The organism is Oleiharenicola sp. Vm1 (genome assembly GCF_047777955.1).
Lineage (GTDB): Bacteria > Verrucomicrobiota > Verrucomicrobiia > Opitutales > Opitutaceae > Didemnitutus.
In genome coordinates, this window is record NZ_CP180537.1 from 2,563,401 (window position 1) to 2,586,176 (window position 22,776).

Below are 22,776 nucleotides of genomic sequence, written 5' to 3' on the forward strand. Positions count from 1 at the left end.
GCCCCCCGCATGAATTCGCTGTTCCAGGACCTCCGCTTCACCCTCCGCCTGCTGGCCAAGACCCCGGCGTTCACCGCCACCGCCATCGCCGTCCTCGCGCTCGGCATCGGCGTGAACACCGCGATCTTCAGCCTCGTGGACGAGCTGGTCTTCAGCCCGCGGCCCTGGCCGGCCGAGCGGCAGGTCGTCCAGCTCTATACCCAGGACGAGAAGCAGCCGGACCGCTTCCGGATGTTCTCCTACCCGGTCTACGAGGAGATCCGGCGCCACCAGGACGCGTTCACCGACGTGCTGGCGCACAACATGACGATGGTCGGCATCGGCGAGCGCGAGAGCACGCGCCGCACCTTCGCCGCGCTGGTCAGCTCGAACTACTTCTCCACCCTCCAGGTCCCGCTCGTCCGCGGCCGCGCCTTCACCGCCGAGGAGGAGAAGCCCGGCGCCGCCATCCCGGTCGCGATCGTCAGCTACAATTTCTGGAAACGCGAAAACCTCGCGCCCGACCTCGTCGGCCGGGTCATCCGCGTCAACGAGCGGCCTTTCACTGTCGTGGGCATCGCGCCCGAGGGCTTCAGCGGCACGATGATGCTCTTCGGTCCCGAGCTCTACTTCCCGCTCGGCTGCTACGACCAGCTCCAGAACGATTTTGACGCCGACCGCCAGCGCACGCTCGCGCGGGCCGACGCCTACAACCTCGTCCTGGTCGCGCGCCTCAAGCCCGGCCAGACGACGCAGTCCGCGGAAGCGCCGCTCAAGGCGCTCGCGACCCGGCTGCAAGGCACCTACCCGGTCGAGTTGAAGGAACAGACCTTCACCGCCCGCAAGCTCCCGCGCCTCAGCACCAGCAACGCGCCCTCCGAGGAGAAATCCCTCGGCGTGCTCGGCACGACGCTGCTCGCGATGTCCGCCATCGTGCTGCTCATCGCCTCGCTCAACCTCGCCAACATGCTCCTCGCCCGCGGCACCGCCCGCCGCAAGGAGTTCGCCGTCCGCCTCGCCCTCGGCGGGTCGCGCACGCGCATCGTGCGGCAGCTGCTCACCGAGGGCTTCGTGCTCGCGCTCGGCGGCGGCGCGCTCGGCTTCCTGCTCGGCGCGTGGTCGACGACGCTGCTCGTCAACACCGTCGGCCGCATGGCGCCGATCACGCTGTTCTTCCACGGCGCGGCCAATCCCGCGCTCTTCGCCGCCACCTTCGCGTTCTGCGCCCTGGCCACGCTCTTCTTCGCCCTCGGGCCCGCGCTGAAATTCTCCCGCACCGACGTCCTCACCGACCTCAAGGAGCAGGCGGGCGACGACGCCCCCGCGCGCCGCCGCTGGCGCTTCCTGCCGCGCAATCCGCTCGTGGTCGCGCAACTCGCGCTCTCGCTCGGCCTGCTCATCGCCGCCGGCCTCTTCATTCGCGGCGCCGCGGCCGCGGGCAGCTTCGACACCGGCTTCCGCGCCGACGCCACCTTGCTCGTCGAGCTCGACGCCAGCCTCGGCGGCTACACCGCCGAGCGCGGCCTCCCGCTCTACCGCAACGCCTCCGAGCGCGTCGCCGCGCTGCCCGGGGTGCAGTCGGCCGCCATCGGCTCCGTCGTGCCCTTCGGCATGGTCAGCCTCAGCCGCAACGTGCAGCTCGCGGGCGTGCATCCCGCCCCCGACGCCAAGCCCGCCACCGCCGCGGAGGGCCTCGCCTTCGGCGCGCGCTGGAACAGCGTCGGCGCCGACTACTTCAGCACGATGGGCCTGCCCATCCTCCGCGGCCGCGCCTTCAGCCCCATCGAGGCCAACGACAAGGGCGCGCCGGCCGTCGCCATCATCGACGAGGTGCTGGCCCGGAAACTTTTCCCCACGGCGACGCCCTCGGCCAGCGCCTCCAGTTCGCCGAACGCGACGCCCCGCGCGCCGCCGGCGGCGAGGGCGCCAGCGTGGGCGCGAGCGAGAACATCGCCAAGCGCGCGGGCGAGTCCTCGATCGAGATCGTCGGCATCGTGCCGGCGACGAAGTGGGAACTCTTCGGCGACACCAGCAACGGCGTCATTTACCAGCCCTTCGCGCAGGGTTACCAGAGCAACGTCTTCCTCCACATCCGCACCGCCGCGACGAGCCCGGAGGCGCAGCGCGCGATGATCGACGCCGTCCGCCGCGAGCTCCGCACCGCCGCCACCGGCGTCCCGGTGTTCGACGTGAAGACCTTCCGCCAGCACCTCGACTCCAGCTTCCAGCTCTGGATCGTCCGCATCGGCGCCGTGATGTTCACCGTCTTCGGCGGGCTCGCCATGGTGCTCGCGGCCGTGGGGCTCTACGGCGTCAAGGCCTACGCCGTCGCCCGCCGCACGCGCGAGATCGGCATCCGCATGGCCCTCGGCGCCGAGCCGGGCGCCGTGCAGAAGATGATTCTGCGCGAGGGCCTCTCGATGGCGCTGCTCGGCGTCGGTCTCGGCCTCCTGCTCGGCCTCGGTCTCGGCCAGGTGCTCCAATCGATGCTCTATAAGGTCAGCCCGGTCGACCCGGTGACGTTCGCCGTCGCGCCCGTCGTCCTCGTCGTAGCCGCCCTGCTCGCCAGCTGGCTGCCGGCCCGCCGCGCCACGCGGGTGAATCCGCTCGCCGCCCTGCGCGCCGAGTGATCCCGCCGGCCATGCTCCACGACCTCCGCCACGGATTGCGCCTGCTGGCCCGTTCGCCCGGTTTCGCCCTCGCGGCGATCGCCGTTCTCGCGCTCGGCATCGGCCTGAACACTGCCGTCTTCAGCCTCACCTACGCCGTCGCGTTCAGCCCGAGGCCGTTCGTCGAACCGGAGCGCATCGTCCAACTCTACACGCAGGACCGCACGGAGCCGTCCGACTATCGCGCGTTTTCCTATCCGCTCTACCGCGACATCGCGAGTCGCACGGATCTCTTCGCGTCGGTCGTCGCGCAGAAGTTTCTCCTTGTCGGTCTCAACGAGCACGGCGCCACGCGTCGCTCTCTCGCCACGCTGGTCAGCGCGAATTATTTCGCGACCTTCGGCGTGCCGCTCGCGCGCGGGCGGGCGTTCACGGACGCCGAGGAGCGCCCGGGTGCCAATCTCCCCGTCGCGATCGCCAGCTTTCAATACTGGCGCAAGACCGGCTTCGCGGCGGACCTCGTCGGCTCGACCGTCCGCGTGAACGAGCGCGTCTTCACCGTCGTCGGCATCGCGCCCGAAGGTTTCAGCGGCACGACGATGCTCGTCGGCCCCGAGTTCTATTTTCCGCTCGGCGTCTTCTCGCAGCTCAGCACGCGCGCCGAGGACGCGAATCGCCGCACGCTCGAACGCGTCGACGCCTACAACCTCGTGCTCGTCGCCCGCCTCGCGTCGGGCGTCGCACCGGCGTCGGCGGGCGAAGCGTTGCGCGCGCTCAGCGCCGCGCTCGAACACGACTATCCCGTCGAATTCAAAAACAAGGCGATCGACCTCGGCCCGTTGCCGCGGCTCGGCACGAGCACTGCGCCGCGTCGCGAGGGGCCGATGGCGCTCGCCGGCGTGCTGCTGCTCGGACTCTCCGGCGCGATGCTGCTCGTGGTGTGCCTCAACCTCGCCGGCCTCCTGCTCGCGCGCGGTCACGCGCGGCGAAAGGAGTTCGCGATCCGCCTCGCGCTCGGTGGCGGGCGCGCGCGGCTCGTGCGCCAGCTCTGCACCGAAGGCGCGTTGCTCGCGCTCGGCGGCGGCGCGCTCGGCTTCGCGCTCGCGGCCACGGCCAACGATTGGCTCGTCGCCGCGCTCCAGCAACGGTTGCCCATCGCCCTCTTCCTGCCCGCGCAAGCCACCCCGGTCATCGTCGCCGCCACCGCCGCGTTCGGCATGCTCGCCACGGTTGGCTTCGCGCTCGGGCCGGCGCTGAAATTGTCGCGCACTGACGTGTTCATCGCGCTCAAAAACGCCGCGGGAGACACCGAACCGCGCCGGCGGCGCTGGCTGCCGCGTCATCCGCTGGTCGTCGGGCAGATCGCCCTCTCGCTCGCCTTGCTGGTCGCCGCGAGCCTGTTCGTGCGCATGGCGCTGCGGTTGGCCGACACCGACACCGGTCTCGCGGCGGACCACACGGTGCTCGTCGAGGTCGACGCCGCCCTCGGCGGCTACGACGAGGCGCAAAGCCGCCAACTCCTCGCCGCCGTGCGCGAGCGCCTCGCCGCGCTCCCGGGCGTGGAATCCGCCAGCACGGCCGCGATGGTGCCGTTCGGCCTGAACGACACCGGCCGCGCCATCCGCCGGGCCGGCGCCGCGCCCGCAACCGGGGCAAAACCAGCCACCGCGGCGGAGGGCCGGGCCTACTACGGCCGGTGGAACGCCGTCACGGCGGACTATTTCTCCACGGTGGGGCTGCCGCTTTTGCGCGGCCGGGCCTTCACGCCGGCCGAGGCCGCGGCCAGCGGCGCGCCGACCGCGATCATCATCGACGAGACCCTGGCGCGGCGCCTCTGGCCGGACGGCGATGCGCTGGGCCGGCAGGTGCAATGGGCGGACGAAGCCCCCGTCGCCGACCGCGCCGCTCCGACGCCGATGGAGGTCGTCGGCATCGTCCGCACCTCGCGCAACGATTTCGACCAGCGGGAAACGGGCGGGAACCTCTACGTGCCGTTTGGTCCCGGCTTCCGGGCCGAGGCGTTCTTTCATGTTCGCACCATGGCCAACGATCGCGCCGCCGCCCTGGCCGCGCTCGAACCGGTGCGGCAAGCCGTGCGCGAGGCCGCGCCCGGGCTGCCGGTGTTCCGCGTCCAAACCTTCGCCGAGCACATGGAGTCGAACGTCGACGTCTGGCTGACGCGGGTCGCGTCGAGCCTCTTTGGTTTCTTCGGCCTCGCCTCGATGCTCGTGGCCGTCGTGGGCATCTACGGCGTGAAGGCGTATTCGGTTTCCCGTCGCACCCGCGAGATTGGCGTGCGCATGGCACTCGGCGCGCGGCCCGCCGAGGTGCGCGCGATGATCCTGCGCGAGGGCGGCGCGATCGTCGGCGCCGGTCTGCTGCTCGGCCTGGCGCTCGCGCTCGGGATCGGCCAGGCGATGGCGGCGCTTTTTGTCGATGTGGCAGCGTTCGATCCGCTGGTTTTCGGTGGCGCCGCGACGCTGTTTGCGCTCGCCGCCCTCGTCGCCTGCTGGATTCCCGCCGTGCGCGCGACCCGCGTGAGCCCGCTCGAAGCGCTGCGCGCCGAATAATTCTGTAACTTCCGGGCCCGGACGCGGGTATTCAGGGCAACGACGCCTTCCATGACGCTCTCCCCGCTCCGTCTTTCCTCCCTCCTGCTCGCCGCCACGCTTCTCGTCACCGCCGCCTCGGCGAAGGTGACGGAGAAATTCAGCCAGACGCATCCGCTGCCCGCCGGCGGCACCGTCGCGCTCACCAACCTCAACGGCGACGTCGAGATTGTCGGCTGGGACAAGGCCGAGGTGAGCATCGAAGCCGAGAAATCGGCGCGCGACGCCGACGACCTCAAGCGCATCGAGATCATCGTCGAGGCGACGGCCGACCAGGTTTCGATCAAGACCAAGCACCACAAGCGCGACGACGAGTCCTGGTGGCGCCGCCACGGCGACACCTTCGGCGCCGTGCACTACGTCGTCCATGTCCCGGCGCAGCTGGCCCGGCTCAAGATCGACGCGATGAATTCCAACATCTCCACCGAGAAGGTCCGCGCGGCCGTGAAGCTCGAGACCATGAACGGACGCATCCGCGCCATCGGCCTCACCGGCGACGCCGAGCTCGACACCATGAACGGGCGCATCATGGCCTCGTTCGACCGCCTCGCTGCCGGCCAGAAGGTCGACGTCGACACCATGAACGGCCAGTGCGAGATCTTCGTGCCGGCCGACGCCAGCGCCCGCGTCACCGCATCGTCGATGAACGGCCGCGTCTCGAGCGAGCTGCCGATGACGCTCGAGAAGTCCTCCCGCCGCTCGCTGCGCGGCGCCCTGGGCAAGGGCGAGGCCTCGCTCTCGCTCGACTCGATGAACGGCTCGCTTTCCATCCGCGCCCGCTCCTGATTTCCGCCATGCACCTCGCCTCGCTTCGCCTGCCCGCCTTTTTCCTCTCCGCCTTCGCGCTGGCCGCGGCCGCGCACGCCACCGTCACGGAGAAATTCTCCCAGACCCACCCGCTCGCTGCCGACGGCGTCGTGGCGCTCGACAGCGTCAACGGCTCGGTCGAGATCGTCGGCTGGGACAAGAACGAGGTCAGCATCGAGGCCGAGAAGATCGCCTCCGATGCCGACGGCCTGAAGCGCATCGAGATCGTCGTCGACGCCTCCCCCACCCGCGTCGCGATCAAGACGAAGCTGGAGAAGAAGTGGTTCTCGCTCTCCTTCCGCCGCGCCGAGGTGCGCTACAAGCTCCATGTCCCGGTCCGCGCCGCCCTGAAGAAGATCGATGTCGTGAACGCCGACGTCACCGTCCGCGGCGTGCAGGGCTACGTCGACCTCGACAGCGTCAACGGCTCGATCGACGCCGAGGGCCTCGCGTCCGGCGGTCGCTTCGACACCGTCAACGGCTCCATCCGCGCCGCCTTCGCCAAGCTTTCCAGCGGCGACCGCATCGTGCTCGACACCGTCAACGGGTCCTGCACGGCCATCGTGCCCGCCGCGGCCGCCTTCACCCTGAAGGCCGACTCGGTCAACGGCAGCATCTCCTGCGACTTCCCGATCACGATCGGCAAGTCCGGCCGCCACCACCTCACCGGCAGCGTCAACGGCGGCGGCGCCGAGATCGTCCTCGATTCCGTCAACGGCGGCCTGACCGTCCGCGGCGCCAACTAGCGCGTCCGCGCGGCCGGCCGCGCACCAGCTGCATCCCATTCGTGGGACGGGGCAATTTCGCTTTCAGGGCAACGCCGCTGCGGTCCGCCCGGACCGAAACGCGTAAACAATTGACCGGAAGAACTTAGAGCCGTTCTGCGGCCTTGGCACAAAGGATGCGAAACGGCGGCGTGCTTTTCGCCACGCACTCGCTCCACTTCCGCGTCCACACGCGCGTCTTGCTGACCCTGCTCGTGGCGTGCGCCGTGACGATGGCGCTGTGGGCCGAGCCGCCGGTGCATCCGCTGCTCCGCGAGGCGGCGGCCGCGCAGAAGGCGGGACAGTTCGAGCTCGCGCTCGCCAAACTCGAGGCCGCCCGCGCGCTGCGTCCCGATTACCCGCGCCTCCTGCTTGAGCTCGCGCGCGTCAACGCCGCGGCCAGGCACCCCGATGCCGCCTGCGCGGCTCTCGACCAGCTCGCGCGCCTCGGCGTCGCGTTCGCCCCGGCCAAGGATCCGGCGCTCGCCGCGCTCGCGTCCGCGCCGGCCTGGGCGCCGCTGGCAGCCCGCTTCGCCGCCAACGCCGTCCCGCAGGGCCGCGCCGACCTCGCGCTCACGCTGCCCACGCAGGACGGCATCATCGAGACCGCTCTCGCCGATTCGCACGGCCGCTGGTTTTTCGCCGACGTGCGCCACCGCTGCATCTGGACGCGCGAGGCCGACGGCAGCCTCCGGAAATTCTCCCACGACCGCGACGGCCTGCTCGGCGTCTTCAGCCTCGCCCTCGATGAATCGCACGCGCGCCTCTGGGCCGGCGTCGCCGCGACGCCGGAGATGCAGGGCTACGCGGAAGCGGACCGCGGGCGCGCGTTCCTGGCGGAATACGATCTCACGGCCGGTGCCCTCGTTCGCACGGTCGCTCTGCCCGCGGACCAGCGCCCGCACGTCCTCGGCAGCCTGACCCTTGCCGCCGATGGCGGGCTCTTTGCCACCGACAGCGCGGCGCCGGTCATCTGGCACGTCGCTCCCGGCGCCACCCAGGCCGAAGCCTGGCTCGAGAACGACCAGTTCGCCTCGCTCCAGGGCCTCGCGTTCTCGGCCGACGGCCGCGCGCTTTACGTCGCCGACTACGCCAACGGCGTTTGGCGCATCGACGTGGCGAGCAAGACCCCGCGCCTGCTTCGCGCGCCGGCCGACACGACGCTCTTCGGCCTCGACGACTTGCGCGGCGCCGGCCGCGCGCTCGTCGCCGTGCAGAACGGCATCGCCCCCGCGCGTGTCCTGCGCATCGACCTCGACGCCGCCGGCGACGCGCGTGCCGTCACTGTGCTCGCCGCCGCCCTCCCGCGCTTCACCGACCTCTCCGGCGGTTGGCTGCGCGCCGGCCGCTACGAGGTCGTCGGCGACGCCGGCTGGAACCTCTTCTCCACCCCCACCGCCGCGCCCGCGCCGCGCGACGTCCCGATCCTTTCCGTTCCCCTCTGACCATCCACGCCATGCCCTTCGAATCATTCTTCCAGGATCTCCGCATCGGACTCCGCGTTCTCGTGAAGGAAAAAGGTTTCTGCGCCCTCGCGGTGACCGTGCTCGCCCTCGGCATCTGCGCCGTCACGACGATGTTCGCCGTCGTCAACGGCTCGCTGCTCCGTGGGTTCTCGTTCCCCGCCGCCGAGCGCCTCGTCGACGTCCAGCTGGCCGATCCGACGAATTTCCAGCCGAACAACTTCAACGCCCAGATCACCACGGCGGACTTCAAGGAGCTCGACGAGATGGGCTTGAAGTCGTTCGAGTCCCTCACCGCCTACCTCAACGGCTCGACCGTCAACGTCACCTACCAGGGCCAGCCCCGCCGCTACCAGGGCGGCTACATCTCGCACGATTTCTTCGCCACGCTCGGCGTGAAGCCCGCGCTCGGCCGGGATTTCATCCCCGAGGACGACCGTCCCGGCGCCGACAAGGCCGTGCTCCTCAGCGACGCGCTCTGGAAATCCGATTTCGGCGGCGACCCCGGCATCCTCGGCAAACCGATCCGCGTGAACGGCACCGCCGCGACCGTCGTCGGCATCATGCCGCCCAAGTTCCAGTTCCCGGCCAACGAGCAGCTGTGGATCCCCGTCAACACTTCGTTCCCGCCGCGCGCGCGCAACGACCGGAATATCCAGACGGTGAACATCATTGCCCGCCTCAAGCCGGGTGTGACGCTCGAGCAGGCGCAGAACGAGATCGATGTCGTCGCCAAGCAATTCGCCAAGGCCTACCCCGACACCAACAAGCAGTTCTCCCTCGGCTACGTCCGTCCGCTCATCCAGTCCTTCGTCGGCGGCGGCTTCCGCCAGACCGTGCTCACGATGCTGGCCTTCTGCGTGGGCGTGCTGCTCATCGCCTGCGTCAACGTCATGAACATGCAGTTCGCCCGCGCGACGCTGCGCAGCAAGGAGCTGGCCATCCGCTCCTCGCTCGGCGCCGGCCGCTGGCGCCTGCTGCGGCAGATGCTGACCGAGAGCCTGCTCGTCGCCTCGCTCGGCGCCCTCGTCGGCGTCGGCCTCGCCTTCTGGGCCACCGACCTGATCGAGACGGCCGGCCGCAACGTCTCCAATCCGCTCCCGGCGTGGATGACTTTCCGCATCGACCCCGTCGTGCTCGCCGCCGTCGTCGGCTTCACGCTGCTGGCGGCCATCGTCTCCGGCCTCGTGCCGGCCTGGCTCTCGTCGCGGGCCAACGCCGCCGACGTCCTCAAGGAGTCCGGCCGCGGCAACACCGGCCGCGCCATCAACGTCATCACCCAGGGCCTGGTGGTCTTCCAGATCTTCGTCACCAGCATCCTCCTCGTGGTCGGCCTGCTCCAGGTCCAGTCGATCCTCCGCTCGCAGACGCTCGACTACGGCTACGACACCAGCGGCGTGCTCGGCGCGCGCGTCGGCCTGATGGAGGGCGACTATCCGACCTCCGCCGCCCGCCAGCTCTTCTACGAGAAGCTGCTCCGCGAGCTGCGCGCCACGCCGGAGTTCGAGTCCGCGGCACTGACGAACCGCTTCCAGATGATGTTCTCCGGCGCCGGTCCGGTCGAAATCGAGGGCAAGCAGTATGCCCAGGACAGCGACCGCACCATCGCCCAGGCGGAGAACGTCTCCAGCGACTTCGCCGCCACGCTCGGCCAGAAGGTGATCGAGGGCCGCTACCTCACCGACGAGGACTCCGACCAGCGCGAGCCCGTCGCGGTCGTGAACGCCACGTTCGCGAAGAAGCATTTCGGCTCCGACAGCGCCGTCGGCCGCCGCTTCCGCACCACCGCCCCCGACGGCCGCAACGCCGGCCCCTGGCGCCGCATCGTGGGCGTCGTCACCGACGTGCGCATGCTCGGGCCGTTCAACACCCAGAACGACAACGCCGGGTTCTACATTCCGTTTTTCGCCACCGCGTTCGGTCCCGTCGCGACCGAGCCGCAGGCGCTGCAGTTCGGCACGATCGTCGCCAAGCCGCGCGGCGGCCAGCGCGGCGAGTCCCTCATCCGCCCCGTCAGCGCCGTCCTCCGCAAGGTCGACCCGAACCTGCCGCCCTACTTCGTGCAGACGCCGCGGACCTCGATCGAGTCGCTGCTGAGCCAGAACCGCATCGTCGCCGCGCTCTTCGGCGCCTTCGGCCTCGTCGCCGTCGTGCTCGCGGCCGTCGGCCTCTTCGGCGTGCAGAGCTTCGCCGTCAGCCGCCGCACGCAGGAGTTCGGCATCCGCATGGCGCTGGGCGCGAAGCCCGGCACGATCCTCGGCATGGTCTTCCGGGGCGGTGCCTGGCAGCTCGGCCTCGGCCTCGCCGCCGGTCTCGGCCTGATGTGGCCCCTGGCCTACAAGTTCGCCCCGGAGGTCTCCGGCGCGCTCTTCATCCTCCAGATCCAGCCCTGGGACGTGCCCACCTACCTCGCCGTCGCCCTCCTGCTCGGCCTGGTTTCCTTCGCCGCCATCTTCGTGCCCGCGCGTCGCGCCACCCGCGTCGATCCCATGATCGCGCTGCGCGCCGAGTAATTTCCCCTGCCCCGAACCCGATCCGCTCCGCCCCCGATGCTCTCCGACCTCCGCTTCGCCTTCCGCTCCCTCTCCAAGACGCCCGGCTTCACCGTCGTGGCCGTGCTGACGATGGCCATCGCCATCGGCGCCTGCACCGCGCTCTTCAGCGTGCTGCAGGCCGTCGTGCTGCGCCCGCTGCCGTATCCGAATCCCAACACCCTCGTCTCCATCTGGGCCAAACTCCGCGCGCGAGCTCGAGGCGCCCGCGCTCTCGTGGGCGAAATACGAGCTCTACAAGCAGCGCACCGACGTCTTCGCCGACCTCTCCATGTCGGCGGGCAACAGCTTCACCCTGACCGAGGGCCGCGGCGAACCGGAGCAGGTCAACGGCTGGCACGTCACCGCCAACTTCCTCCCCATCCTCGGCCTCCAGCCGCTCCGCGGCCGCAATTTCACCGCCGAGGAGGATTCCGACGCCGGCGCGCCCGTGGCCATGATCAGCCGCCAGCTCTGGGAAAACCGCTTCGCCTCCGACCCCGCCATCGTCGGCCGCGTCATCCAGATCGACGGCGTCGGCCGCGAGATCGTCGGCGTGCTGCCGGACCTGCCCCTGCCGTTCAACGGCACCGGCGTGCTCGTGCCGAAGGCGGGCGACCTGCCCTATTTCCCGAAGGCGAACCGCGACAACGGCATCGTCCACCAGGCCATCGGCCGCCTCGCCCCGGGCGTGACCCTCGAGGCCGCGCAGCTGCGCGTGAACGAGATGGCGAAGCAGTTCCGCGCCGACCGCCCCAACCACGTCGACGCCGAGAACGAGAACGAGCTGCGCACGATCACCCGGCAGGTGCTCGGCAACCTCGACCGCACCTTCTGGACCCTCGCCGGCGCCGTCGCGGCGGTGCTGCTCATCGCCTGCGCCAACATCGCGAACCTCTTCCTCGCCCGCGTCAGCGCGCGCCAGAAGGAGATCGCCGTGCGCCTCTCGCTCGGGGCGCGCCGCACCGAGGTGATCCGCCAGTTCCTCGCCGAGAGCGCCGTCTTCACCTGCGGCGCGGGCGTGCTCGGCATCCTGCTCGCGTGGTGGAGCCTGCGCGCCATCCAGATCGTGGCCGGCCCGCAGCTGCCGCGCGCCGACGAGATCGCGCTCGATCCGCTCGTGCTCGCGTTCTCCCTCGTCACCGCGCTCGTCGCCGCCGTGCTCATCGGCGTCTACCCGGCGTGGCAGGCCTCGCGCACCGACGTCGGCACCGTGCTGAAGGACAACACCCGCGGCGCCGGCGGCGGCACGACCGCCAAGGCCTTCCGCCACTTCCTCGTCGTCGCCCAGGTGGCGATGTCGCTCACGCTCCTGATCTGCGCCGGCCTCCTCGTGCTCAGCTTCTACAAGCTCCAGCGCGCCGAACTCGGCTTCGCCGTCGAGGGCCGCGCCCTCGGCCAGCTCAACCTGCCCGCCGCGCGCTACAGCAAGCCGGAGCTGATCCGCGAATTCTACCGCCAGCTCCAGCAGAAGCTCGACGAGGCGCCGGAACTCGCCGCCGGCGGCGTGGCCTTCGGCATGCCGCTCACCCAGGCGGGCTTCATCTCGCCGTATGCCGTGCAGGGCCGCCCGATTCCGGAACCGACCAAGCAGGCGCTGGCCAGCATCCGCTTCGCCTCCGTCGGCTACTTCAACGCCATGGGCATCCGCCTGCTCGAGGGCCGGCTGTTCACCTCCCAGGACCGCGCCGACGGCGAGCGCGTCATCGTCATCAACGAGACCCTGGCCAGGAAACTCTTCCCGGGCGAATCGCCCCTCGACAAGGTCCTGCTCAACGGGCCGAACTCGTCGATCAAGAACCGCATCGTCGGCGTCATCCGCGACGTGAAGGCCAACGGCCTCGCTTCGCCGCCGCCGGACGAAATCTACATTCCCGCGCTCCAGCGCAGCGGCGCGTTCATGAACGTCGTGGCGGCCGCCAAGCCCGGCCTCGCCGCCTCCACCGTCATCCCGGTGCTCCGCCGGCTGGTGAAGGAAATCGACCCGACGCTCGCCGTCGCCCAGCCGCAGACGATCGAGCAGGTCGTCAGCCAGTCCATCGGCGTCCAGCGCGTGACGATGGCGCTGCTGCTCGCCTTCGCCGCCATCGCCGCCCTGCTCGCGGCCGTCGGCGTCTATTCGGTCATGGCCTATGCCGTGACGCAGCGCACCGGCGAGATCGGCGTGCGCATGGCGCTCGGCGCCAGCCCGGCGAGCATCCTCGGGCTCGTGCTCCGCGCCGGCGCCCTGCAGGTGGGCACCGGCCTCGTCCTCGGCCTCGCCGGGGCCTTCGCCGCCAGCCGGCTGCTGCAGCAGACGCTCTACCAGGTGAAGCCGTTCGACCCGCTCGTCTTCTCCGCGGTCGCCGCCTTCTTCGCCGTCGTCGCCACCTTCGCCTGCCTCGTGCCCGCCGCGCGGGCCATGCGCGTCAACCCGCTCGACGCGCTGCGCACCGAGTAAACTCCGGCCACCCCGGCCCGCTTTCCCGGTGACTCCCCGCGCCCTCTTCCGCATCCTCGCCCGCGCGCCCTTCCTCAGCGCGATCGTCATCAGCTCGCTGGCGGTCGGCGTCGGGGTGAACACCGTCATCTTCAGCTGGCTGCGCGAGGTCGCCTTCGACCCGCTGCCGGGCGTCCGGGGCGACGGCCTCGTGTCGCTCGAGACGCTCGACGACACCGGCCGCTACGTCACGACCTCCTGGGCCGAATACCTCGACCTGCGCGAGCGGGTCCCGTCGCTCTCCGGCATCGCGCTGCAGCGCAACCGTCCGCTCTCCTCGGAGACCCCGCGGCCGGCGAGCGCGTGTCGGCGCAGATGGTGTCGGACAACTTCTTCGCCGTGCTCGGCGTCAGCCCGGCGCTCGGGCGCACCTTCGCGCCCGACGAGGGCCGCCACGCCGGCGACCAGCCGGTCGTGGTCCTGTCGCACGAATTCTGGCTCAAGCAATTTCACGGCGACCCGCGCGCGGTGGGCGGCACGATCCGCCTGAACGACCGCGTCTGCACGATCGCCGGCGTCGCCCCGCGCGGCTTCTACGGCGGGCTCAACGCCGTCAGCTTCGACCTCTGGGCGCCCGCCGCCTTCGCCCGCGAGTTCCAGCCGTCCAGCACGGAGCTCACCGACCGGAAGGCGCGCTACTTCAGCATGCTCGCCCGCGTGCCGGCCGGCGTGAGCGCCGCACGCGTGCAGGGCGAGCTCGATGCCGCCGCCCGCTACCTGCTCGACACCTATCCCGAGACCAACCGCGGTCTGGGCTACACGCTGCTGCCACTCTGGCGCTCGCCGCGCGGCGGCCAGGCGATGGTGCTCGCGCTCGCCACGCTGCAGTTCTTCGCCGCGCTCATCCTCGCGGTCGTCTGCGCCAACACCGCCGGTCTGCTCCTGGCCCACGCCTCGACCCGGCGGCGCGAAATCGGCGTGCGGCGCGCACTCGGCGCCGCGCCGTCGCGGATCGTGCTCCAGCTCCTCGGCGAGAGCGTCACGCTCGCCGCCTGCGCCGTGCTCGGCGGCTACATCGTCGCGCTGTGGGGCGGCGACCTCCTGCGCCACCTGCCCTTCTCCCTCCCCGGCGGCCTCCATCTCCGCGTCGCCACCGAACTCGACGGCCCGGCCCTGCTCTTCGGCAGCGGCCTCGCCCTCGCCTGCGGCGTCGCCTTCGGCCTCGCGCCGGCCCTGCAGCTCGCGCGCGCCGACGTCATCGATTCGCTGCGCAGCGGCGCCGGCGCCCTGCCCGGACGCAGCCGCCTGCGCGATGCCCTCGTCGCCCTCGAGGTCGGCCTCGCGCTCGTCCTGCTCGTGCTGGCGGGTTTGTTCTCCACCAGCTTCCGCCACGCCCTGTCCGCCAATCCCGGCTTCGACGTCGACCGCGTGCTGCTGACGTCGCTCGACCTGACGGCGAAGGGCTACAACGCGGACCGCACGCGCGCGTTCACCGACGACCTGCTGCGGCGCCTGCGTGAGACGCCGGGCATCGCCGGCGCCTCCGTCAGCAACAGCGTCCTGCTCGACCTGCACGGCCTGCCCACCGGCGTGATCGCCGTGGCCGGCGCCCCGTTCGATCCCAACGCCAAGATCCGCTACGCCTACGCCTCGCCCGGCCACCTGCAGACCCTCGGCATGCCGCTGCGGGCCGGCGAAGACCTCGCGCCGCTCGACCGCACCGACCTGCCGGTCGACGCGGTGATCAACGAGCGCATGGCGCAGCTCTACTGGCCGGGCGTTTCGCCGGTGGGCCGGAAGTTCATCGTCAACGATACCCGCTATGTCGTCTCCGGCGTGGTCCGCGACGCGCGCTACGAATCCGTGAACGAGCCGCCGCTCCCGCTGGCGTGGCTCACCCTGCGCTCGCGGCCGACCGGTTTCCCCGTGCTGCATGTCCGCACCGAGGGCGATCCGCGCCTGGCCCTCGGCGCCATCCGCCAGGTCGTGCACCAGCTCGATGCCACGCTGCCGCTCCTCGAGGTGCGCACGCTGGCCCAGCACGTGGAGAACAACCTCGTCGTGCAGCGCATCCCGGCGCAGATGCTCGCCTTCCTCGGCCCGCTCGCCCTCGTGCTCGCGGCGATCGGCCTCTACGCCATCATCGCCTACGCCCTCGCGCAGCGCACCCGCGAGATCGGCGTCCGCCTCGCGCTGGGCGCCTCGCCGCAGCGCGTCGTGAACCTGATGGTCTGGCAGGGACTGCGCACCGTCCTGCTCGGCAGCGCCGCCGGCTGGCTGGTGGCGCTGGCCCTCGGCTACTTCCTGCAGCGTCAGCTGGTCGGCGTCCGCTTCGGCGAGCCCGCGGTCTACGCCGGCGTGCCGGCGCTGCTGCTCGGCGTCGCGCTCCTCGCCTGCTGGCTGCCCGCCCGGCGCGCCGCCCGCGTCGATCCCATGGTCGCGCTGCGCGCCGAATAGCGAACGCTTTCCCGTCCGCCCATGCTTTCCGATTTCCAGTCCGCGTGGCGCTACGTGCGCAGCCAGCCGGGCTTCTCCTCCTCGCCATTCTCTCGCTCGCCGTCGCCATCGGCGTCAACGCCGCGATGTTTTCCGTCGTCAGCGGCTTCCTGCTGCGCGACGCGGTGCAGGAGGATCCGGCGCGCTACGTCGGGGTGTTCACCACGACGCAGGACGCGGCGCGGGCCTACCGGCCGTTCTCGCTGGCCGAGTTCGAGGCCCTGCGCGCCGACAAGACGGTGTTCGCCGACGTCTCGGCGGTCTACTACAGCCAGGTCGCCCTGGGGCGGAAACGGACGCGCGGCGCGCGTTCGCCTTCCTCGTGTCGGGCAACTTCTTCTCGCTCGCCGGCGCACACCCCGCCGCCGGCCGCTTCTTCACCCCGGAGGAGGCCGCCGCCGGCTCCGACGCGGCGGTCGTCGTGGCGAGCCAGCGCCTGTGGCGCGCCCACGGCGGCGGCGCGGACTTCGTCGGCAGCACGCTGCGCGTCAACGGCCGCGAGTGCACCGTGATCGGCATCGCCCCCGAGGGCTTCAGCGGCGCCAGCCCGCTCCTGGCGCCGGAGATCTGGCTGCCGCTCGGCTTCTTCGCCCAGGCCGCGCCGGCCTTCTCGGCGCTGCGCTCGGCCACGGACCTGGCCGCGCCGCATAATTTCCAGCTCCAGCTTTTCGCCCGCCTGCAGCCGACGCTCTCGCGGACCACAGTGCAGCCGCTGCTGCCGGTCCTGGCCCGCCGGCTCGCGGCGCTCGAGCCCGAGGCGACACCGCGCGAACTGGTGCTGGCGCGTCCCTTCGGCATCGCGCCCGAACCGGCCCGCGAAAGCGCGTTCGGTCCGCTGACCGGCCTGACGCTGGGATTCTCGGCGCTCGTCCTCGTCGCGGCCTGTCTGAATCTCGGCAACCTGCTCCTCGTCCGCGGCACGACCCGCGCGGCGGAGATGGCGACCCGGCTCGCGCTGGGCGCCTCGCGCGCCCGCCTCATCCGGCAACTGCTGGCGGAGGGGCTCCTGCTGGGCGGCGCGGGCGCGCTGCTCGGCCTCGTCTGCAGCCTGTGGGCCGGCACCTTCCTCGCCCAGGTGCTCGCCGACCGGGTGGCTGAGTTCGGCTTCACGGTCGTGGCGGCGTTCCAGCCCGACAGAACGGTCCTGGCCGCCACGGCGCTCGTTTCGCTGCTCGCCTGCCTGGCCTTCAGTCTCGGGCCGGCCCTGCGGGCCTCCCGCGTCGACCTCGCGCACGCGCTCCGTTCGGGAGCGAGCGGCGTCATCGCCGGGGCCGGTCGCAGGCGGTGGTCCGGCCGCAACCTGCTGCTCGTCGGCCAGACCGCTTTGTCCTTTGTCCTGCTGTTCGTCGCGGCGTTGTTCCTGCGCTCCGCCCTCGCCGCCGCCGAGCCGCCGCGCGGCATCGACCTCGCGGGCCGCGCCGTCGCGGAGATCGATTTCTCGCTGGCGCCGACGGCGCGCACCGCTCCCCGCGCGCGCCTCCTCGACGCGTTGGACGCCGCCCGGCGGGCGCCGGGCATCGCGCACGCCGGCATCACCTCGCTGGTGCCCTACGCGAACGACGTGCAAATCTTCCGTGCCCGCCCGTCTCTTCCGGGCGAGGCCGCGGCCGGACCCGTCGTCGGCGCGTTTGCCGCGGTCAGCGACGGCTATGTGGAGGCGATCGCGCGGCTGCTGCGCGGCCGCGACTTCACGCGCGCCGAGGCGGCCTCGCCGGAGTCCGCCCCCGTCTGCCTCGTCGACGAGCAGTTGGCGCACCGCCTCTTCCCCCACCGCGATGCGCTCGGTGAGGCGATCGAGCTGCACGCCGGATCGCTGAACGGCCGGTTCACGATCGCCGGGCTCACGTCCGCCCACAGCCAGGATGTCGCGGATCGCGCGAATCCCTTCCCGCGGGTCTTCGTGCCGCTGGCCCGAGTCGAACGCCCGCTCTGGTTCGTGGTGGCCCGGGGCGCGGCCGGCGGAGCCGGCGCCGACCTCGGGGCGGCGCACGCGCTCGAAACGGCCCTGCGTGCCGCCGACGCCGAATTGCCTCTCCTCCCCGTGCACACGCTCCGCGGCTTTGTCGACGGCAACTTCGGCCGCTGGCAGGCCGCGCTCGGGGCGGCGTTGTTCGGCTTTTTCGCCCTCGTCAGCGTCGCGCTCGCCGCCGTCGGCGTGTATGGCGTCACCGCCTATGCGACCGCGCGGCGCACGCGCGAGATCGGGGTGCGGATGGCCTTGGGCGCCACGCGCGCCGACATCGCGCGCCTCGTGCTCCGCGGCGGCCTCGGCCAGCTCGCGGCGGCGTTCGTCGGCGGCAGTCTGCTGGCGCTGGCGGCCGGCCCGCTCCTCGCCCGTTTCGTGCCCAACGTGCGGGCCCTCGATCCCGCGGCCTTCGCGCTCGCCGTCGGCACGCTGCTGCTCGCCGCCGCCGTCGCCCTCGCGGTCCCCGCGCGCCGCGCCGCGCGGATCGATCCGCTCGTCGCCCTCCGCTCCGACTAGCCCGCCGAACCCCTCCTTCCTCGATCATGCTGCGTCAAAGTCTCCACGCCCTCCTGCGGCGCCCGCTGCTCTCCGCGGGCATCGTCGCCACCCTCGGCCTCGCCCTCGCGGCGACCTTGCTTGTCCTCGGCCTCCTCGACCGCTACCTGCTGCGTCCGCTGCCCTACGGCGACGCCGACCGGCTCGTCGCCGTGCTCGAATACCCGCTGAGCGCCGGACCGAGCGCCAACACCATCCGCCTCGCGTTCGGCAACGCGGCTGACGTCCACGACCGCGTGGGGGCCTTCGCCCGCACCGCCATCGTGCGCAACGAGTCGTTCACCGTCCACACGCCGGGCGGGAGCGAGGTGGCGTTTCTCCAGCGGGTCACGCCGGAGTTCTTCCCGCTGTTCGGCCTGCGCGCCCTGCACGGCGAATTCATCCACCCGGGCAACGCGGAACTCGGGGGCGAGCGCGCGATCGTGCTGGCCTACGATTTCTGGACCCGCCGCTACGGCGGCGACCCGCGCGCCGTCGGCCAGAGCATCCGGCTCGACGACCACAGCTACCGCATCGTCGGCGTCGCCCCCGCCAATCTCACGCTCCCGCTCGTCGGCGAGGGACAGCAGGGCTGGGTGGCGATGCTGCCGTCCGATTTCGTGCGCGGCGACCGCGTCGTCCGCCGGCACTTCATGTTCGGCGAACTCGCCCCCGGCCGCACGCTCGGCTCCGCGCAGGGCGAGCTGGCGGCCCTCACCCGCACGCTCGCGCGCGACTTTCCCGCCACGAACGCCGACCGCGGCCTCACCGCGATCACGCTGCGCGAGGCGCTGGTCGGCAGTTTCCGCCAGCAGCTTGTCCTGCTCCAGGCCGCGGTCGGGCTCGTGCTCGTGGTCGCGTGCGTCAACGCCGGCAGCCTCCTGCTGGCCCAGGCGATCCGGCGCCGCCGCGAATTCGCCGTGCGGCTCGCGCTCGGCGCCGGCACGCGCGACCTCGCGCGCCAGTTCTTCCTGGAGTCGCTGCTGCTGAGCCTCGGCGGTGCGCTGCTCGGCCTGCTCCTGGCCGCGTGGATCGCCCCGCTGACGCGCGCGCTGCTGCCCGCCAATTCGACGCTCGGCCAGCTGCCGCCGCCGACGCTCTCCCCGCTGGTCGCCGTCGGCGCGCTGGTCCTGGCCGCGGGCATCGCCGTCCTGTTCACCCTCGTGCCGCTGTGGCAGGCCCGGCGCCTGAACCTCGAGGCCACGCTGCGCGACGGCGCCCGCCAGGCCGGATCGGTCGGCGCGGGCCGCGCCATGCGCGGGCTGGTTACCCTGCAGGTCGCGGTGGCGCTGGCCCTCTCCATCACCGCCATCCAGCTGGTGCGCAGCTTCCAGGCGGTGCAGCAGGTCGATCGCGGGCTTCCGGTCGAGCAGATCGTCGGCGCGCGGATCGGCACCCGCGGCGCCAAATACCAGAGCCGCGAGGCGCGCGCGCAGTTCTTCGATGCCGTGGCCGCGCAGCTGGAACAGCTGCCGCACGTCGCCGCGGTCGGCTTCCAGGACTGGGGCTACGTCACGCCCGGGGCGGGCTACTTCAATTTCGTGCAGGAGGGCGACGGCCTGACGACGAGCGAATCGCCGAAGCGCGCCGCCCGCTACTTTTCCTCCGTCGGCATGCGCGACGCCTGGCAGCTGCGCCTGCTTTCCGGCCGCTGGCTGACGCCCGACGACCGGGCGAACACCACGCGCGTCGCCGTGATCAGCGAGAGCCTCGCCGCCAAGCACTGGCCCGGCCGGGATCCGATCGGGCAGCGCGTGCGACTCGAGAACACCGACGAGGGCTGGTGGACGATCGTCGGCGTGGTCAGCAACGTCCTCAGCCACGGCGCCCAGCCGCAGCCGATCGACGCGTTCTACCTGCCCTACGTGCAGGGCGGGCTCTTCGACGTGGCGTTCTCCGTCCGCCTCCGCGGCACGCAGCCGTTCACGAAGGACGAGCTCGACCGCGCCATCAACGCGGTCGATCCGATCAATTCCTCCTACCTGTTCCTGCCGGCCGCGAAGTTCTACGCGGACAGCGCATGGCAAACGCGCTTCGGTCTCACCCTGGTCGTGTCGTTCGCCACGCTCGCCGTCGTCCTCTGCCTCACGGGCGTCTACGCGGTGCTGGCCTTCGCGGTGGCGAACCGCACCGCCGAGTTCGGCGTCCGCCTCGCCCTCGGCGCCACGCCCGGGGCCGTCGCCCGCCTGGTGCTCGCCGATGCGCTGCGCATGACGCTGCCCGGCCTGCTCCTGGGCGCGCTCCTGGCGGTGCAGGCCGCCCGGCTCGTGGCGCACCTGCTCTACGGCGTGTCGACCGTCGATCCCCTCTCTCACGGCGCCGCCCTGCTCGCGCTGGCCGCGGCCTGCACGGCGGCGTGCCTCGTGCCCGCCCGCCGGGCGGCGAAGGTCGATCCGCTCGTCGCCCTGCGCGCGGAGTGACAAACCCGTTGCCTTCCGGGAACTCGCCGGCGAAATGCGGGTTTAACTCCTGCATGCGCCCCTTCGTCCTCTTCCTGCTCGCCGCGTCGACCCTGTCGGCCAGCCCCGCGTTCGACGCCGCCGTCGGTCTCTACAAGCAACGGAAGGACGCGGAGGCCCGCGCCGCCTTCGACGCCCTGCTCCAGGCCGAACCCCGGAACGCCGAGGTCCCGTATTATCTGGGCCGGCTCGACATGCGGGCCCGGAATCCGGATGCCGCCGTCGAACACTTCAGCGCCGCGATCGCGCTCGATCCGGCGAAGAGCGCCTACCACCTGGAACTCGGCGGCGCCTACGGCAACAAGGCCCAGAGCGCCGGCCTGCTCGGCAAGGCCTCGCTCGCCGGCAAGGCCCGCAGCGCCTTCGAAAAGGCCGTCGCGCTCGATCCGAGCAGCTACGACGCGCAGAGCGCGCTGTTCCAATACTACGTGCAGGCGCCCGGCTTCATGGGTGGCGGCTTCGACAAGGCCCTCGCGCAGTCCGAGGTCCTGATCAAGCTCGACCCCGTGCGCGGCCGGCACGCGCAGGCCAATCTCTACGTGCGCGAGAAGAAATACGCCGAGGCCTTCGCCATTTTCGACGCGATGCTCCAGGCGAAGGACGACGACTACGGCGCGCTCTACGGCCTCGGCCGCGTCGTCGCCGAATCCGGACAGCGGATCGAGGCCGGACTGGCGAACCTGCGGAAATGCCTCGCGCTCACGCCGCCCGCCGGCATGCCGTCCCACGCCGCCGTGCACTGGCGCCTCGGAACCATTTTGGAAAAAAGGGCGACAAGGACGGCGCGCGCGCGTCCTACCAGGCGGCCCTCGCCGTCGACCCGAAGTTCCAGCCCGCGCTCGAGGCGCTGAAGAAGCTCGGCTGAGCCCGCCCTCTCGCCTCTTGCCTCGCACCGCGTCCGCGCGCACCGTGGCGGCATGTCCACCGGCCTCGCGCCCGCCGTCTCCGAATTCCTCGCGCTGCTCGAACGCGGCGTGCGCGACGGCAGCTTCACGCGCCTGACCCTCGGCAAGCCGCGCGGCGGTGGCGACGCCACGCTGCAGAACGTCTTCGTCCGGCCGGTGCGCCTCAAGTCCGGCCCGCACCTGAGCTTCCTCTGGCGCCACGACCGGCGCGACCTCACCAAGAACGTCGACCCGGAGGACGGCGTCCTCGAGGTCGGCCGCCTCGTCGGCACGATCTTCCACAGCGCCCACCTCTTCCTCGGCGCGCGCACCGTCCAGCTCGAGTTCAACAAGAAGGGCGAGCCGCGCCTGACCTTCGGCAAGGACGCCCGGGCCGCCGCCGCGCCGCCCGACGAGGCGCACGATCGCGCCAAGGCCCGCCTGCTTCCCGCCTCGAGCCACGACTGGCTCCACGCGCTCGGCGTCACCAACTCCGCCGGCGTCGTGCGCGAGGGCATGGCCGACAAGCACCGGCAGATCCACAAGTTCGTCGAGCTGCTCCACCACCTCGTGGCCGACGCGGCGCTCCTCACGACCGGCCGGTCGAGATCGCCGACATGGGCTGCGGCAAGGGCTACCTCACCTTCGCCACCCACGACTATTTCGACCGCGTGGCCCAGCGCTCGGTCCGGGTCTGCGGCGTCGAGCTGCGCCCGGAACTCGTCGAGCACTGCAACCGCCTCGCCCAGGAGACCGGACGCGAGAAACTCTCCTTCGTCCGCGGCACGATCCAGGAGGCGACGCTTCCCGCCCCCGACGTGCTCATCGCGCTCCACGCCTGCGACACCGCCACCGACGACGCCATCGCGCGCGGCCTCGCCGCCGGCAGCGCCCTCATTGTCACCGCGCCCTGTTGCCAGAAGGAGCTGCGTCCGCAGCTGCGCCCCGCTCCCGTGCTGGCGCCGGCGCTGCGCCACGGGATCTTCCAGGAACGCCATGCCGAGTTCGCCACCGACGCCCTGCGCGCGCTCCTGCTCGAGTGGGCCGGCTACGACACCAAGGTCTTCGAATTCATCTCCACCGAGCACACGGCGAAGAACCTCATGATCGCCGCGACCAGGCGCGCCCAACCCGACGCCGCCGACCAGCGCGCCGAGCGGGCGCGCGCCGTGCGCTCGCTGGCCGAGTTCTACGGCATCCGGAGCCAGGCGCTCGCCCGGCACCTCGACTTCGCGCTGTCCCTGCCCTGAACGCCG

The 22,776-nt window shown here is 71.7% G+C and carries 13 protein-coding genes; all 13 read left to right on the forward strand.

The window, feature by feature from the left end; genetic code table 11:
- Positions 1 to 9 precede the first annotated feature (9 nt).
- The 13 genes from ACMYLB_RS12675 (at position 10) to ACMYLB_RS12735 (ending at position 22,770) form a co-directional block, all read left to right on the forward strand.
- Complete coding sequence (locus ACMYLB_RS12675) at positions 10 to 2,112, forward strand: ABC transporter permease (protein WP_415907368.1); 2,103 nt, start codon at positions 10 to 12, stop codon at positions 2,110 to 2,112.
- 149 nt (positions 2,113 to 2,261) lie between these two features.
- The gene (locus ACMYLB_RS12680; RefSeq protein ID WP_415911070.1) at positions 2,262 to 2,609 is read left to right on the forward strand and encodes an FtsX-like permease family protein; all 348 of its coding nucleotides are present in this window, start codon (positions 2,262 to 2,264) and stop codon (positions 2,607 to 2,609) included.
- 11 nt (positions 2,610 to 2,620) lie between these two features.
- Positions 2,621 to 5,158, forward strand: coding sequence for an ADOP family duplicated permease (locus tag ACMYLB_RS12685; protein ID WP_415907369.1), 2,538 nt, complete (start codon positions 2,621 to 2,623; stop codon positions 5,156 to 5,158).
- A 51-nt stretch (positions 5,159 to 5,209) separates the two neighbouring features.
- The gene (locus ACMYLB_RS12690) at positions 5,210 to 5,983 is read left to right on the forward strand and encodes a DUF4097 family beta strand repeat-containing protein (protein ID WP_415907370.1); all 774 of its coding nucleotides are present in this window, start codon (positions 5,210 to 5,212) and stop codon (positions 5,981 to 5,983) included.
- An 8-nt stretch (positions 5,984 to 5,991) separates the two neighbouring features.
- Positions 5,992 to 6,750, forward strand: coding sequence for a DUF4097 family beta strand repeat-containing protein (locus ACMYLB_RS12695; protein ID WP_415907371.1), 759 nt, complete (start codon positions 5,992 to 5,994; stop codon positions 6,748 to 6,750).
- A gap of 170 nt (positions 6,751 to 6,920) precedes the next feature.
- Positions 6,921 to 8,213: a hypothetical protein gene (locus ACMYLB_RS12700; RefSeq protein ID WP_415907372.1), complete on the forward strand. Its 1,293-nt coding sequence runs from the start codon at positions 6,921 to 6,923 to the stop codon at positions 8,211 to 8,213.
- An 11-nt stretch (positions 8,214 to 8,224) separates the two neighbouring features.
- Positions 8,225 to 10,744: an ABC transporter permease gene (locus tag ACMYLB_RS12705; protein ID WP_415907373.1), complete on the forward strand. Its 2,520-nt coding sequence runs from the start codon at positions 8,225 to 8,227 to the stop codon at positions 10,742 to 10,744.
- Between the two features lie 190 nt (positions 10,745 to 10,934).
- The gene (locus ACMYLB_RS12710) at positions 10,935 to 13,202 is read left to right on the forward strand and encodes an ABC transporter permease (protein WP_415911071.1); all 2,268 of its coding nucleotides are present in this window, start codon (positions 10,935 to 10,937) and stop codon (positions 13,200 to 13,202) included.
- A 354-nt stretch (positions 13,203 to 13,556) separates the two neighbouring features.
- The gene (locus ACMYLB_RS12715) at positions 13,557 to 15,638 is read left to right on the forward strand and encodes an ADOP family duplicated permease (protein WP_415911072.1); all 2,082 of its coding nucleotides are present in this window, start codon (positions 13,557 to 13,559) and stop codon (positions 15,636 to 15,638) included.
- A gap of 361 nt (positions 15,639 to 15,999) precedes the next feature.
- Positions 16,000 to 18,159 carry an ABC transporter permease gene (locus ACMYLB_RS12720; protein WP_415907374.1) on the forward strand — a complete coding sequence of 720 codons (2,160 nt, stop codon included), beginning with the start codon at positions 16,000 to 16,002 and terminating at the stop codon, positions 18,157 to 18,159.
- A gap of 26 nt (positions 18,160 to 18,185) precedes the next feature.
- Positions 18,186 to 20,597 carry an ADOP family duplicated permease gene (locus ACMYLB_RS12725; protein WP_415907375.1) on the forward strand — a complete coding sequence of 804 codons (2,412 nt, stop codon included), beginning with the start codon at positions 18,186 to 18,188 and terminating at the stop codon, positions 20,595 to 20,597.
- Between the two features lie 53 nt (positions 20,598 to 20,650).
- A complete protein-coding gene (locus tag ACMYLB_RS12730; RefSeq protein WP_415907376.1) occupies positions 20,651 to 21,487 on the forward strand; it encodes a tetratricopeptide repeat protein in 837 nt (278 codons plus the stop codon).
- Between the two features lie 650 nt (positions 21,488 to 22,137).
- Positions 22,138 to 22,770 (forward strand): class I SAM-dependent methyltransferase, encoded by a 633-nt coding sequence (locus ACMYLB_RS12735; protein WP_415907377.1) that lies wholly within the window; start codon positions 22,138 to 22,140, stop codon positions 22,768 to 22,770.
- Positions 22,771 to 22,776: the final 6 nt, after the last annotated feature.

Coding starts and splice junctions, on each gene's coding strand:
- ACMYLB_RS12705 (WP_415907373.1), top strand. CDS start 8,225: ATGCCCTTCGAATCATTCTTCCAGGATCTCCGCATCGGACTCCGCGTT.
- ACMYLB_RS12685 (WP_415907369.1), top strand. CDS start 2,621: ATGCTCCACGACCTCCGCCACGGATTGCGCCTGCTGGCCCGTTCGCCC.
- ACMYLB_RS12680 (WP_415911070.1), top strand. CDS start 2,262: ATGGTGCTCGCGGCCGTGGGGCTCTACGGCGTCAAGGCCTACGCCGTC.
- ACMYLB_RS12695 (WP_415907371.1), top strand. CDS start 5,992: ATGCACCTCGCCTCGCTTCGCCTGCCCGCCTTTTTCCTCTCCGCCTTC.
- ACMYLB_RS12675 (WP_415907368.1), top strand. CDS start 10: ATGAATTCGCTGTTCCAGGACCTCCGCTTCACCCTCCGCCTGCTGGCC.
- ACMYLB_RS12725 (WP_415907375.1), top strand. CDS start 18,186: ATGCTGCGTCAAAGTCTCCACGCCCTCCTGCGGCGCCCGCTGCTCTCC.
- ACMYLB_RS12735 (WP_415907377.1), top strand. CDS start 22,138: ATGGGCTGCGGCAAGGGCTACCTCACCTTCGCCACCCACGACTATTTC.
- ACMYLB_RS12715 (WP_415911072.1), top strand. CDS start 13,557: ATGGTGTCGGACAACTTCTTCGCCGTGCTCGGCGTCAGCCCGGCGCTC.
- ACMYLB_RS12690 (WP_415907370.1), top strand. CDS start 5,210: ATGACGCTCTCCCCGCTCCGTCTTTCCTCCCTCCTGCTCGCCGCCACG.
- ACMYLB_RS12730 (WP_415907376.1), top strand. CDS start 20,651: ATGCGCCCCTTCGTCCTCTTCCTGCTCGCCGCGTCGACCCTGTCGGCC.